Source organism: Streptomyces sp. NPDC088194, assembly GCF_040702025.1.
In the GTDB taxonomy this organism is placed as follows: domain Bacteria; phylum Actinomycetota; class Actinomycetes; order Streptomycetales; family Streptomycetaceae; genus Actinacidiphila.
In genome coordinates this window covers 38,752-52,360 of sequence record NZ_JBFBIV010000034.1, presented here as the reverse complement: position 1 = coordinate 52,360, position 13,609 = coordinate 38,752, and the positions used below count along the sequence as shown (strand labels likewise).

At 74.4% G+C, this 13,609-nt stretch carries 13 protein-coding genes; 5 read left to right on the top strand and 8 right to left on the bottom strand.

Annotated elements, in window-relative coordinates; genetic code table 11:
- Both AB0399_RS20330 and AB0399_RS20325 read left to right on the top strand, forming a co-directional pair.
- Positions 1–870 (top strand): Gfo/Idh/MocA family oxidoreductase, encoded by an 870-nt coding sequence (locus tag AB0399_RS20330; protein WP_329374365.1) that lies wholly within the window; start codon positions 1–3, stop codon positions 868–870.
- A 132-nt stretch (positions 871–1,002) separates the two neighbouring features.
- On the top strand, positions 1,003–1,371 hold the full coding sequence (locus AB0399_RS20325; protein WP_329370242.1) for a hypothetical protein: 369 nt from the start codon (positions 1,003–1,005) through the stop codon (positions 1,369–1,371).
- 29 nt (positions 1,372–1,400) lie between these two features.
- Here AB0399_RS20325 and AB0399_RS20320 read toward each other — a convergent pair whose 3' ends face one another.
- Positions 1,401–1,847: a group II truncated hemoglobin gene (locus tag AB0399_RS20320; protein WP_328463196.1), complete on the bottom strand. Its 447-nt coding sequence runs from the start codon at positions 1,845–1,847 to the stop codon at positions 1,401–1,403.
- A gap of 165 nt (positions 1,848–2,012) precedes the next feature.
- On the opposite strand from AB0399_RS20320, the gene AB0399_RS20315 reads away from it, so the two are divergent.
- Positions 2,013–3,020 carry an NADPH:quinone reductase gene (locus tag AB0399_RS20315; protein WP_366412275.1) on the top strand — a complete coding sequence of 336 codons (1,008 nt, stop codon included), beginning with the start codon at positions 2,013–2,015 and terminating at the stop codon, positions 3,018–3,020.
- Between the two features lie 135 nt (positions 3,021–3,155).
- Here the strand turns inward: AB0399_RS20315 and AB0399_RS20310 are convergent, their stop codons facing one another.
- The 4 genes from AB0399_RS20310 to AB0399_RS20295 form a co-directional block, all read right to left on the bottom strand.
- Complete coding sequence (locus tag AB0399_RS20310) at positions 3,156–3,626, bottom strand: Clp protease N-terminal domain-containing protein (protein ID WP_366412274.1); 471 nt, start codon at positions 3,624–3,626, stop codon at positions 3,156–3,158.
- A gap of 7 nt (positions 3,627–3,633) precedes the next feature.
- A complete protein-coding gene (locus AB0399_RS20305; RefSeq protein ID WP_328463190.1) occupies positions 3,634–3,828 on the bottom strand; it encodes a helix-turn-helix domain-containing protein in 195 nt (64 codons plus the stop codon).
- 184 nt (positions 3,829–4,012) lie between these two features.
- Positions 4,013–5,314 (bottom strand): serine hydrolase, encoded by a 1,302-nt coding sequence (locus AB0399_RS20300; RefSeq protein ID WP_366412273.1) that lies wholly within the window; start codon positions 5,312–5,314, stop codon positions 4,013–4,015.
- A 168-nt stretch (positions 5,315–5,482) separates the two neighbouring features.
- Entirely contained in the window at positions 5,483–6,163 is a 681-nt protein-coding gene (locus tag AB0399_RS20295) for a MarR family transcriptional regulator (protein WP_366412272.1), read from the bottom strand.
- 45 nt (positions 6,164–6,208) lie between these two features.
- Here AB0399_RS20295 and AB0399_RS20290 point away from each other — a divergent pair, with 45 nt between their 5' ends.
- Positions 6,209–7,210 carry an EamA family transporter gene (locus AB0399_RS20290; protein WP_366412271.1) on the top strand — a complete coding sequence of 334 codons (1,002 nt, stop codon included), beginning with the start codon at positions 6,209–6,211 and terminating at the stop codon, positions 7,208–7,210.
- A gap of 170 nt (positions 7,211–7,380) precedes the next feature.
- Positions 7,381–8,013 (top strand): NAD(P)H-binding protein, encoded by a 633-nt coding sequence (locus AB0399_RS20285; protein ID WP_366412270.1) that lies wholly within the window; start codon positions 7,381–7,383, stop codon positions 8,011–8,013.
- Positions 8,014–8,053: 40 nt separating this feature from the next.
- Here the strand turns inward: AB0399_RS20285 and AB0399_RS20280 are convergent, their stop codons facing one another.
- The 3 genes from AB0399_RS20280 to AB0399_RS20270 form a co-directional block, all read right to left on the bottom strand.
- Positions 8,054–9,253 carry a serine hydrolase domain-containing protein gene (locus tag AB0399_RS20280; RefSeq protein ID WP_366412269.1) on the bottom strand — a complete coding sequence of 400 codons (1,200 nt, stop codon included), beginning with the start codon at positions 9,251–9,253 and terminating at the stop codon, positions 8,054–8,056.
- 336 nt (positions 9,254–9,589) lie between these two features.
- A complete protein-coding gene (locus AB0399_RS20275) occupies positions 9,590–11,548 on the bottom strand; it encodes an ABC transporter ATP-binding protein (RefSeq protein WP_366412268.1) in 1,959 nt (652 codons plus the stop codon).
- Entirely contained in the window at positions 11,545–13,515 is a 1,971-nt protein-coding gene (locus tag AB0399_RS20270; RefSeq protein ID WP_366412267.1) for an ABC transporter ATP-binding protein, read from the bottom strand. Before AB0399_RS20270 ends, AB0399_RS20275 begins: the two co-directional genes overlap by 4 nt.
- Positions 13,516–13,609: the final 94 nt, after the last annotated feature.

Sequence of the window (13,609 nt, the reverse complement as noted above, 5' to 3'; positions counted from 1 at the left end):
CTGCGGGTGGGGCTGTTCGGGACCGGCCCGTGGGCGTCGAAGGCGCACGCACCCGCGCTGGCCGCCCACCCGGGCGTGGAACTGGCCGGGGTGTGGGGGCGCCGGCCGGAGGCGGCCGAGCAACTGGCGCGGGAGTTCGGCGGGCGCGCGTACGGCGACCCCGACGCGCTGATCGACGACGTGGACGCGGTGGCGATCGCCCTGCCGCCGTCCCTCCAGGCACCGCTGGCCGCGAAGGCGGCACGGGCCGGACGCCACCTGCTGCTGGACAAGCCGCTCGCGCAGACCGTCGAGGCCGCGCGGGAGGTGGTCGCGGCCGTGGAGTCCACCGGGGTGCGCTCGGTGGTGTTCTTCACGCTGCGCTTCGACGCCGGCGCGTCCGGGTGGCTGGAGCGCCAGGCCGCGGCCGGGCAGTGGTTCACCGGCCGCGCCGACTGGTACGGCGCGGTCTTCGGCGGCGACACCAGCCCGTACGCCGACTCGCCGTGGCGGCGGGAGAAGGGCGGACTGTGGGACGTCGGCCCGCACGCCCTGTCGGTGCTGCTGCCGGTGCTCGGCGACGCCACCGAGGTGCACGCGGCCCGCGGCCCGGGCGACCTGGTCCACCTGACGCTGCGGCACGACTCCGGCGCGTCGAGCACCTCCGTACTGACGCTGACCTCGCCGCCGGCCGGCGCCGGCGTGGCGATCGAGTTCCGGGGCGCGCCCGGGATCGCGACGTTTCCCGACGGTGTCAGCGGCCCGGCGACCGACGCGATGGCGCGCGCGATCGACGCGCTGACCGCCGCGGAACCGCACCCGTGCGACGCCCGGTTCGGGCTGCGGGTCACGGAGATCCTTGCCGCGGCGGAGGAAGCGCTCGGCTCGTAGGGGTTCTGGTCCCCGGTTCCAGGGGGCAATTCCGCCCGGGTGCGCGCAAAGAGCGCACCCGGGCGAAAAGGATCACGGTCAGGGCGTGTTGCACCCCTACCGGACACCGTGGCCGATGCCTATCGTCGAAGGATGAACGCTGCGGACTGGTGGTCGATCGAGGTCATGGACGCCGAGCACGCGGAGATCTCCGCCGCGGCATGGCGCGACGCCCACACCCAGGCGCTCGCCGAGTCGCTGGTGACCAACGGCGCGACGCAGTGGGAGTGGTACACGCACAGCTGGGGCGTCGTGCTCGAAGTCGCCTTCCTGACGGAGGAGTCGTGGCTGTGGTGGCGCTCGCTCCCCGGCACCCGGGCCGCGCTCGACGCGGTGCCGGACCCGCTGGCCGGGCTGCTGGTGCACCGGGGGCACGGCGGGGCGTCGGGCAGCTATGTGCCGCGCGGCCCGCGGATCGCCCCGACGGCGGACCGGGTGGAGCTGCCCGAGCCGTCGATGTAACCGACAGCGGGTGACGGGGCGCGGTGGGCTCAGTCCAGCCCGTCCCACCCCCAGCGCGGCGTCGGCCCCGGGTCGCCCACCGTCGCGCCCGGCTGGGACACCGACTTCGCGATGCGCGTACCCCACTCGACGTACTCCGCGAAGCGCCGCTGCAGCAGGGCGTCGGCGGGCAGTTCCTTCGCGGCCGTGGCGAGCATCAACTCCACCCACCGGGCCCGCTGTTCCTCGGTGATCGCGAGATCGACATGGTGGGAGAGCAGGGCGTGGTGGCCGCCGAGCTTCGCGCTGTACTCCGCGGGGCCGCCGAACACCTCCGACAGCCACACCACCACGTGCTCGACGTGGGTGGGCGTGAAGTCGGCGAAGACCGGTGCCAGCAGGGGGTCCTGGAGGACCTGGTCGTAGAAGGAGTCGATCAGGCGGTGCAGGGCGTCGGCACCGCCGAGGGCGTCGTAGAAGCTCGGCTGCTCGGGCATGTGTCCCATCCTCGTTCCGGGGAGGGCCGGGAGCACGCGGCTTCGCCGCGAGCGCACCAAACGGAGCAGCGGCTTCCGCGAGGAGATGGCGAACGAGGGCAAGTGCCGTTCCGTGGTCGCGCCGCGCCGGGAAGAGAAGCGCGGCGGGAGTAGTTTGCACTGATCATGAAGGCCATCGTTTACACCACCAGTGGCGGACCCGACGTACTCACCCTCACCGACCGGCCGGTGCCGGAACCCGGGCCCGGTGAGGTGCGGGTGAAGGTCCGGGTCTCCGGAGTCAATCCGACGGACTGGAAGTCGCGGCAGGGCACGGAGCCGGAACGGCCGCAGGTGCCCAACCAGGACGGTTCCGGCGTGATCGACGCGGTCGGCGCGGGCGTACCGGCCGAGCGGGTCGGCGAGCGGGTGTGGCTGTGGGAGTCGGCCCACCGGCGGCCCGACGGCACCGCGCAGGAGGTCACCACGGTGCCGGCCCGGCAGGCCGTACCGCTGCCGGACGGTGCGTCGTTCGACCTCGGCGCCAGCATCGGGGTGCCCGCGATCACCGCCCACCGCGCGCTGACCGTGGCGGAGTACGGCCCCACCCGGCTGGCCCCCGGCGCGCTCGACGGGCGTACGGTCCTGGTCGCCGGCGGCGCGGGCGCGGTGGGCAACGCCGCGATCCAGCTCGCCCGTTGGGCCGGCGCCACCGTCATCACCACGGTCAGCGGCCCGGAGAAGGCCGCGCTGGCCACCGCGGCCGGCGCCCACCACGTCGTCAACTACCGCGAGCAGGACGCGGCGGCCGAGATCCGCCGGATCGCGCCCGACGGCGTGCACATCGTGGTCGAGGTCGCCCCGGCGCACAACGTGGAGCTGGACGCGGCCGTCACCGCGAACAACGCGGTGATCGCGTTCTACGCGGACGACTCCCAGGAGTTCGTCGTGCCGGTCCGCCCCTCGATGTTCACGAACCTGCGCTGGCAGGGGCTGCTGCTCTACACGGTGCCGGACGAGGCGAAGGACGAGGCCGTGGCCGCGATCTCCGCCGCGCTCGCCGACGGCGCGTTGCGCGCCGGCCCGGAGGTGGGGCTGCCGTTCCACCGTTTCCCGCTGGAGCGCACCGCGGAGGCACACGAGGCGGTACGGGACGGGGCGGTCGGCAAGGTGCTGATCGACGTGGCGCCGTAGGGAGTTCGCAGGCGGTGTAGCCGTTTCGCGGAGGGCGTGCGGGCGGCGTGCGCGCGGGCGGCGCGAGGACGGTGCGCGCGGGCGGGCGTAAGGACGGTGCGCTTACGGCGTGGCGCGCGCGGAGGTCGTACGGGGTCAGGTGGCGGCGAGCCGTTGCCTGACCTCGTCCGGGTCCAGGGAGAGCGCGCTCAGCAGATCCGCCGCCGGGTCCGGGTGCCGGGCGGTGAGCAGCGCCAGCAGGAGGTGGCGTGGCTCGATCCGCCGTCCCTTGCCCTCGCGGTCGGCGAACCGCTTGGACTCGCCGACCGCGGAACGCGCCGAGGAGTTGAGCGGCAGTCGCCGGTTGCCCCGGGTGGGCGGCGGGGCCAGCGGCATGTCCAGGTGGACGCCGATCGCGCGGAGCGCGTCACGGTCCATCGCGTCCATCGCGGACCGGCCCTCGGCGAGGGTCGCCCCCAGCGCCCGCGCGGGCGGTTCCTTCGGGAAGTGCATCAGCGCGAGCAGCAGGTGGTCGGTGCCGATCCTGCGGTCGCCGCGCCGTTCGGCTTCGATGCGGGCGAGTCCGAGCACCGGCTTGAGCCGTGGTGCCGCGCTGCTTTCCGACATGGCCGTCTCACTTCCCGTATTTGGCGTGCACGGACTGGCGGGACACCCCGAGAGCGTCCCCGATCTGCTCCCACGACCACCCCTCGCGCCTGGCGAGTGCCACGTGCGTCGCCTCCACCTGCTCGGCGAGCCGGTGCAGGGCGCCGACGGCACGCAGGCCGACGGAAGGGTCGTCCGAGTCGATGACCGCGGTGAGGTCCATGCGTGTCAGTTTAGATTGACGAGTATCGGGGTGTCAACGCAGACTGACAGACGGGTGGGGGTGGTGGCCGTGGCGGCGCCTGGTGCGGCCTGTTGCGGATTGCGGGATGCCGGTTGCCGGTTGCCGGATGCGGGCTCGGGGCGGCGGTGCGGGGCGCGGGGCGCCGGTGCGGGGCGGGGCGGACTCAGGCGGCGTCGACGTACGCCTGCGCCGCCGCGCGGGCGACCCGTTCGACCTGGTCGATGCCGCCCTGCTCGGACTTCTGCCCGGACGACAGCACGCTCACCAGCAGCCGGTGCCCGTCGTACGTCACCTCGCCGATGCTGTTGATGTCCCACAGCCCGGTGGCGCTGCGCTGGAGCCAGCCGTTCTTCAGCGCGTAGCCGGAGTCGTCGGAGTCGGCCGCCGACACGCCCCAGCGCTCGCCGTCGATCACGGACCTCATCAGCCCGGAGACGTACGCGCGCGAGGACGCGGAAAGGGGCGAGTCGCTGTCGAACACCGCGTGCAGCAGGGCGATCTGGTCGCTCGCGGTGGTCTGGGTCAGCCCCCACAGGTCGCCCTCGCCGCCGACCGTGTCGTCCAGCCCGAACGTCTTGTTCGCGGCCGCCAGCCCCGCGCTCCGCCCGATGGTCCGCCACAGGTCGAGCGCCGCGTCGTTGTCGCTGCGCTCGATCATCGCGGTCGCCAGGGTCCGCTGCGCGGCGGTCAGCCGGGTGCCGGCGTGCTGGTCCTGGAGCAGCAGCGTGGCGAGGATGTCCACCTTGACGATGCTCGCGGTGTCGTACGAGGCGGCGCCGGTCTCGTACGTGGCCGCGGCGCCGCCGTCCGCGTCGGTGACCGCGACGGACACGTGGCCGCTGACGCCGAGGGCGCGGACGGCCGTGGTCACGGCGGCGTCGGGCGAGGTGGTGGTCTTCGCCGCGGTGGCGGTGGCCGACGAGGTGGTCGTGGCGGTGGCGGTGGCGTTGGCACGAGGCGTCGACCGCGTCGCGGAAGTGGTGGTGGTCGTGGTCGGTACGGTCGTGTCGGCGGTCGGGCTGGTGTCGGAGCCCGCCTTCGCGGAAGGGGACTGCACGATCGTGGCGAGGGTGAGGACGGCCATCACGGCGAGGGCGGTCATGGAGATCAGCAGGGGGCGGACCCAGGGGCGGGCGGGGGAGGGGTCGGATTCGGGCTCGGGTTGATCGGGTGCCGTCTGCTCGGGTGCGGTGGGCGTGGTGGGTGCCCCGGGTGCCTTGGGCGCGTCGGGTGCCGCGGGTGCCCCGGGTGCCCCGGGTGCCCCGGGTGCGTCGGGTATTTCGGCCGGGTCGGCATCCTCGGCGCCGGCGTCCAGGGTGCCGGTGGATTCCGGGGCGTCGGAGCGGTCGGCGCCTTCCTTCGCCACCGGTTCGCCCGGCGCCGCGCCCGTACCGTCGTCGTGTGTGCCGGCCATGGCCGCCCACCCCCCGCCTTCGCGGTCCGCCAACGGTCTGTGCTCTTCCATGCCGCCGACGGTAGGAAGGGATTCTGGGGTTCCCCTGAGAGCCGGGTGGCAATCGTCTGAGACACGCCCCCCGCGAGGCGCCTGCGGACAACGGCCGACGCTATGCGCGAAGTGTTGTCGCCGGGTGTCCCCGCCGTGACGATCGGCGCACCGGCGCCCAGGGTGGCGTCACACGGTCCCGTCGCCGGTCCCGTCGCCGAGGGACAGCAAGAGGGTGCGCAACGCGTCGGCCAGGGCGTCCCGTTCGTCCGTGTCGAGGGCGGCGAGCAGGCGATGCTCGTTGGCCACGTGGGCCGGGAGCGCCTCGTCGATCAAGGCGCGGCCCTGGTCGGTGAGCCGGACATGGACCACGCGGGCGTCGGCCGCGCTGCGGCTGCGGGCGACCAGATCCGCCGCCTCCAGCCGGTCCAGGCGCTGGCTGACCGCGCCCGAGGTGACCATCGCGGCCTGCATCAGCTGGGCCGGGGTGAGGTGGTGCGGGGGGTCGCTGCGGCGGAGCGTGGCGAGGACGTCGAAGGAGGCGGCGTCCAGGCCGTGCTCGGCGAAGACGCGGCGCAACTCGCCCTCCAGCAGGCGGGTCAGCCGCTTCAGCCGGCCGATCACCGCCATGGGGGAGGCGTCGAGGTCGGGCCGGCGGCGGGACCACTGGTCGAGTACGAGGTCGACGTGGTCGCGGGCGGCAGCGGGTGTGGGCGCGGAAGCGGGTGCGGGTGCGGGTGTAGGTGTGCGCTCCGTCTTCGGTCCGGGTTCGGGCCCCGGCGCCGCCGCTCCGGTTCCCGTTCCCGTTCCTGGTCCTGTTTCGCCGGGCTGCCCGTCGGCGCCGTCGTCGCCGTGCTCCGTGTGCGTCATGGCATCACACTAGCCAATCTCTTAGCGCTGAGATACTTTCTCTTAGTGCTAAGAAACCGGGCGGGGATCGTCCTGCTCACCGCGCTCGCCCCCAGCGTGTGGGGGACCACCTACTACGTCACCACGGAATACCTGCCGCCGGACCGGCCGCTGCTGGCCGGCGTGCTGCGCGCGCTGCCGGCCGGTCTGCTGCTGGTGGCGATCACCCGCCGGCTGCCGCACGGGGTGTGGTGGTGGCGCTCGCTCGTGCTCGGCACCCTGAACATCGGCGCCTTCTTCGCGCTGCTCTTCATCGCCGCGTACCGCCTGCCCGGCGGAGTAGCGGCGACCGTCGGCGCGCTGCAACCCCTGCTGGTCGCGGTGTTCTCCGCGGCGCTGCTCGGTGACCGGCTCACCGCCCGCACCGCTCTCACCGGCGTGGCCGGAGTACTCGGCGTCAGCCTGCTGGTGCTCAGGTCCGGCGCCCGCCTCGACGGCCTCGGGATCGCCGCCGCGCTGGGCAGCGCCGTGGTCATGGCGACCGGGGTCGTCCTCAGCAAGCGGTGGCCCGCGCCCGCGCCGCTGCTCGCCGCCACCGGCTGGCAACTCGTGGCGGGCGGCCTGCTGTTGCTCCCCGTCGCCTTGTTGGTCGAGGGCCCGCCGCCCGCGCCGACCGCCGGGAACGTCCTCGGCTACGGCTATCTGGCGCTGGTCGGTGCGGCGCTCGCGTACGCGCTGTGGTTCCGCGGCATCCGCGAACTCCCTGCGGTCAACGTGACCTTCCTCGGCCTGCTCAGTCCGGTGGTCGCCACCGTCGTGGGGTGGCTGGCGCTGGGACAGGAGCTGACGGCCGCGCAGGCGGCGGGCGCCGCGCTGATCCTGGGTGCGCTGGTGGTCGCCCAAGTACGGCCCAGGGCCAAGCCGTTGGACGTGGGTGCTTCGGGTGCCTCGCGTACTTCGGCCGGCTCGTCTGCCTCGCGCACCTCGCACGTCTCGTGTGCCTCATCCGGAGGTCCGGTCCAGGCCGTCGCGGCGCCACGACCGTCCGGTCGGCGGTTCGGGCCCTGAACGAACCGTCCGCGAGGGCGAGTCGACCCGGAGGCCGGTGCCGCACCGTACTCCCGTACTCCGGAACCCGCTCCCGTGCGTCGCCCGCCCGGCCTCCCGGAACGGTTCGACCGGCCGGCCCCGCGGAACTCCGCTCCCCACCCGCCCCTTCCCAACCGATGGAGTCAGCCATGCGTATCACCGTCTTCGGGGCCGCCGGAGCCGCCGGCCGCCGGATCACCGTCGAGGCGCTGTCCCGAGGGCACGCGGTCACCGCCGTCGTACGGTCGCCCGCCCGTTTCGCCGAACTGCCCGACGGCGCCCGCGCCCGCGTCGGAGACGCCCTGTCCGCCGCCTCGGCAACGGAGTCGGCCCGCGACCAGGACGTCGTGATCGCCGCCACCCGGCCCGCGCCCGGGCGCGAGGGCGAACTCGTCCTCGCCACCGAGGTGTTGCTCGCCGCCGTGACCGTCACCGGAGCGCGGCTGCTGGTGGTCGGCGGCGCCGGCACCCTGACCGTCCCGTCCGGCGGCACCGTCGCCGACGCACCCGACTTCCCCGCCGACTGGCTGCCGATCGCCCGCGCGGGCGCCGAACAGCTCGACCGCTGCCGCGCCGCGCCCCTCGCCGACTGGGCCTACCTCAGCCCCGCCGCCCTCCTCACGCCGGGCGAGCGCACCGGCCGATACCGCCTGGGCGCAGACGAGTTGGTGACCGACCAGCACGGCGTCTCGGCGCTCTCGTACGAAGACCTCGCGGTGGTCCTGCTGGACGAGGCCGAGCACCCCGAGCACCACCGGTGCCGGTTCACGGCCGCTTACTGATCAGGCCGGGCGCCCCAACACGCCTTCATTCGCAAGGCCGTTACGACGACGCGCGGCCGCACAGCGCGTGGTCGGTCAGCGTCTCCACCGCGCGGTTCACCTTGTCCTGGTCGATCAGGGCCGTGGTGGTCGTGATCGACAAGGTCACCGCGCGGCGGCCGTCGGCGGAGACGGCCGGGCGGGTGTACACGCCGAGACCGTCGCCCTCGTGCATGTCGTAGGTACCGCCGCAGGTCAGCGGGACGACGCGCAGCCCGAGGCCGTAACCGCCCTGGGTGCCGGCGGGCGGCACGGGCAGGTCGTCGTAGGGGACCGTGGTGCGCATCTCGGCCAGTTGGGCGGCCGGCAGCACGGTGCCGGAGGCGAGCGCGCGGAAGAACGTGTTCAGGTCGCCGGGAGTGCTGACGACCCCCGAGTCGGCGGTGTGCTGGAAGCTCTGATCGGTGAGGTCGACGGGCTTGCCGTCCGGGCCGGTGATCGTGACGCGCTCGTGCGGGCCGACCAGATACGGGTCGGCGCCGGGGATGTAGGTGTGGCGCAGGCCGAGCGGCGCGATCACCCGGTGCTCCACCAACTCCCGCCAGTCCTGGCCGCCGCTCGCCTTCTCGGCGATCATCGCGGCCAGCAGGTAGTTGGTGTTGGAGTAGGCCCAGCGGCCGCCGCCGGGCGTGAAGAGCGGCGGATGGCTCATCGCGATGGCGACCAACTGCTCGGGCGGGGTGTCGTCGAAGCGGTTCTCGTCGAAGTGGTTGATCATGCGGTCCTGGACGTCCGGGTCCTCGACGTAGTTGTAGATCCCGCTGGTCTGCTGGAGCAGGTCGCGCACGGTGATCAGGCGGCCGTCGTTGCCATGGCCGCTGACGACCCCGGGCAGCCAGTGGTCGACCGTGTCGTCCAGCGACAGCTTGTGCTCGGCGACGAGTTGGAGGACCACCACCGCCGTGAACGTCTTCGTGGTGCTCGCCACCCTGAACTCCGGCTCCCACGGCACGGGCGCCTTCGAACCGACCCCCGCCGTGCCGTACCTCGCGCGCAGCGGGCCCTCGCCCCGCCGGTCCACCCGCGCCACCACGTTGATGTCCCCGCCCCCGGCGGCCCGTACCGCCGCGAGGTCCTTGCGCAGGTCCGCCGCCGAGTAACCGCCGCCCGCACGCGTATCCGCCCCTGCGGGCACCGCCGCGAGCGCCGACGCGGCCAGCGCCACCACCCACGCCACCACGACCGTCCGCTTCCCCGTCACCGCAACCCGCATCGCATTCCCCCGTCACTCGGCTCGCCCGTGTCCCTCACGGGCACCACACGTCGAGTCAAGCGCCGCGCCCGCCGATGTGCGATGCGGCTGCCACCCGGGGGAGGGGTAGGGAGATCCCCCCGACGCCGGGGCGCTTCCTCGGCTGAGCGAGCGTCAGCGCTCCAGGAAGGGCACGGCGCGTCCCCGTGCCCGGGGCAGCGGCCGGAACCGTGTGGCCGGAACCGAGGTGCCGGAACCGTGCGGCCGGAACCGAGGCGCCGTGGCCACCTGGCCGGAACCGCGTGGCCGGCACCGAACCGCCGTGCGGGTGGGTGTCAGTGGGTGTCAGCTGGGGCGCGACCAGGCGTCCCACAGGGCCGCGTACGTTCCGCCGGCCGCGCGCAGCGCCTCGTGGGTGCCCTGTTCGGTCACCCGTCCTCCTTCCATGACGAGGATCGTGTCGGCGGTGGCGGTCTGCGAGAGCCGGTGGGCGACGAGGAGGGCGCCACGCCCGCGCAGGACCGTGTCGGCGGCGGTGTCGAGCAGCCGTGCCGAGTCACTGCCGCCTTCGGCCGTGGCCTCGTCGAGCACGACCACCTCCGGGTCGAGCAGGAACAACCGGGCCAGGGCGAGGTGTTGGGCCTGGCTGGGGGCGAGGTGGTGGCCGCCGGCGCCGATCACGGTGGCGGCGCCGTCGGGCAGCGCGTCGACCCATCCGCTCGCGCCGACCGCGTCGAGGGCGGCGGTGACCTCCGCGTCGGACGCGTCGGGCCGCGCCAACCGTATGTTGGCGGCGACGGTGCCGGCGAACAGGTGGGTCTCCTGGGTGACGAGGGCCACCCTTCGGTGCAGCTCGGCGGGGGAGAGGTCGGCGAGCGGCACTCCGTCCAGCGTCGCGGTGCCGCGCCGGGGTGTACGGAGCCCCGCCAGCAGCGTGGCCACCGTGGACTTGCCGGAGCCGGTGGTGCCCACGACCGCCACATGCCGACCCGGCTCGATGCGCACGCTCACGTCGTGAATGACGTCAGGCCGGTCGCCGTAGCCGAAGTCCGCGCCGTCGAGTCCGAGGACGGGCCCCCGCCCGGACCGCGACTCCTGTCCCGCCTCCTCGCCCGGCCGAACTTCCCCCGTAGGAACACCGGGTGCGGGTGCGGGCACGGGGGCAGGCGTCGGCCCGGACTTCGACGAGGGCTCCGCCGCGGAATCCGGTGCGTTCCCCGCCGCCGCTGCCGCCTTCGCGGGCGCCGCGTCGAGGACCCCGATCAGGCGGGCCAGCCCGGCCGCCGCCTGCTGCACGCTGTCGAATGCGCCGAGCACCGCGTTGATCGGGTCGAAGAGCCCCACGAAGAAGAGGGCGGCCGTGGTCGCGGCGCCGACGCTCGCCGTGCCGGACCGCACCAGTACGGACGCGGCGAGCAGGATCGCGCCGAGACCGATGAACTCCGCGACGTTGAGCCGCCCGAAGAAGCGCGTGGCGGTGCGGGTGGCCTTGAACTCGTACTGAGCCGCGGCGAGGGACGCGTCCTCGACGCGGGTGTACTGGCGGCCGCCGAGCCGCAGTGCCCGCACGGTCGGCAGCGCGGCGAAGGCGCCCAGGAGGGCGGAGGTGCGGTGGCCCTCGGCGGTGCGGCCGGCCGCGTAGATCGGGCGTGACGTGCGCAGGTACCAGCGCAGGGTGTGCGCCTGCAGGGGCACCGCGAGCAGCCCGGCGATCGCGAACCGCCAGTCCAGGGAGGCCAGTCCGACCAGGGTGGCCAGGATGGCGAGGGCCGCGGTCACGAAACTCCCGAATCCGCCCTGCGCCGCTTCGGTGACGCGCTCCACGTCGCCGGAGACGCGCGAGACGAGGTCGCCGCTGCCGCCCGCCTCCACTGTGTCCACCGGGAGGGCGAGCGCCGTGCCGACCACCTCCTCACGCAGGTCGGCCACTTCGGGCAGCACGACGCGGGCGAGCAGGACGTTCGACGCCCAGGTGGCCGGCGCGCCCAGGACGGCCGCGGCAGCGAGCAGGGCCACCGGTCCGATCACCGCGGAGGTGCCGCGGCCGTCCACGACCGCCTGCGTCACCCAGCCGATGGCGATCGGGCCAACGAGGCCGAGCGCGCTCTCGGCGACCATCACGGCCGTGGTCGCCGCGAGCAGCAGACGGCGTCGGCGGAGCGCGGCGCGCAGATACCCGCGGGTGCGGCGGCCGTCGGCGACGGGGAGCAGCGGCCGCTCGGCGGCGGGGAGCAGCGGCCGCTCGGCGGCGGATGCGGCGGCCGGGCCGGTGGCGGGGGCGACGGTGGAACCGGCGGCGCTCATCGGGTCAGCAACTCACGGTAGGCGGCGTTGTCCCGCATCAGGCCGGCATGGGTGCCGCTGTCCGCGGTGAGCAGGGTGACGGCCGGGTCGGGCGGGGACCCCTCGCCCGCGGGGCTGGGGTCGCCAGTGTCGCGATCCTTGCCGCGCGGTCGGACGGCACCGCCGTCGGCAACTCCCGAGTCGCCGGGGCCGGTCGGGCCCTGCTTGGTGCGGCCTTCCGCCGCGGCGCCGTCGCTTCCGCGGCCGGCTGCCGCCACCTCCTCCGGCGCGGCGGCGTGCAGGAAGAACACCCGGTCGCAGCGGGAGAGCAGCGCGGGGCTGGTGGTGACCAGCAGCGAGGTCAGTTCGTCGCGCGCCCGCAACTCGCGCAGGCGGCCGGCGATTCGGTCCTCCGTCGCCGCGTCCACGGCCGTGGTCGGGTCGTGCAGCACCAGCACCGGCGGGGCCGCCGCCAGAGCGCGGGCGAGGGCGACGCGCTGCCGCTGCCCGCCGGACAGGCTCTCCCCACGGTCTCCTACGGGCGCCTGCGCGCCACCGGGCACCGTGGCGATCACCTGGTCCGCGAACGCCGCCCAGGTGCCGCGCTCCGCGGCCTTCGGGTCGGGCGCGAGCAGCGCGATGTTCTCCGCGATGGTGCCCGGGAACAGCACGGCATCATGCGGCGACACCAGCACCCGGGCCCGCAACTCCTCCAATGGCACCTCGCCCACCTCCTTTCCACCGATCTCGATCCGTCCCGCCCCGGGCTCGCCCTCCCGCACGAGCAACCCCGGAATCCGCCCGGCCAACCCGGGCACATCGACCACCAACCCCGTCAACTCCCCACGCTCAGCCACGAACGACACCCCCGCGAACCCACCGACCTCGACTCCCGCCACCACAACCCGCGCCCCCTGTCCCTCCGCCCACTCACCCGGGAGAAAGCCGTCCCGCACTTCCTCCCGCATCCCCACGACCTCGAGCACCCGCCCCGCCGACGCCACCGCCCGCGCATACGCCGCGCTCGCCCCCGACACCACCTGCATCGGTCCCACCACGAATCTTGCCAATCCCAAAGCCGCCACAAACTCCCCCAAACCCATTCGACCCGAAAGTGTGAGCCACCCGCCCACTCCCGCGATCACCGTCAAGTACGCGCCGGTGAAAGCCGTTCCCACCGCCGACAGCAGCGACTGCGACGACACCGCCCGCAGCGACGCCCCCAACGCGGCCCGGCTGGCCCGCCCGTACTGTTCCGCCGCGGTCCGCGCCGCCCCGATTCCCTTGAGCACGCGCATCCCGCGCACCAGGTCCTCCGCGAGCACCGCGGCCTGCCCGGCCTCGTGCTGCTCGGTTCCGCTGTGCCGCCGCAACCGCCGTGCGACCCGGTCCTGCACGACCAGCAGCAGCGCCGTGCCGAGCAGGATCACCGCTCCCAGCGGCAGCGAGAACCACAGCAGCAGCGCCGTGGAGACCGCGAGCACCGCCACCGCCGCCACCGTCTGCGCGACGATCCCGGCGAACGCGCCGACCCGGCCGGCGTCGCTCGCCGCGCGGGTGAGCAGGTCGCCGGGGGCGAGCCGTATGCCGCCGGTAGGGCGCAGCACCCGCTCCGTCACCCACATGCGCACCACGTGCCCGGTGTGCTGCTTCGCCCGCATGCTCGCCCGCGCGCCGAAGCGGTACGACAGCGACAGCAGCACGAAGTCCGCGGCGAGCACACCCAGCCACAGCGCGATCGCCCACCGGCTGCCGCCCGCGACGGCCTGGCTCACCGTCGCGCCGACCAGCACCGGCACCATCGACTCGCCGAGCTGGTGCGAGCTGTAGAGGGCCGACGCGGCCACCAGGTCCCGACGCCGCGCCCGCAGCGCACCCCACAGCAGCGCGCGCGACGACGGCCACTCGACCGCGGGTGCCGCCGGCGGGGGCGCGGCGGGAGAGGGAGCGGCCGGCTGCGGCGGTATCGGTGGGGCGTCGACTGTCACCAGACCGACCCTAAAGGCCCGTCCGGTGGCGTACGCGCACCACGAAGCCAAGCAGTATCGCTGACCGGCCACACCCGCCGCCGCGAAACTGATC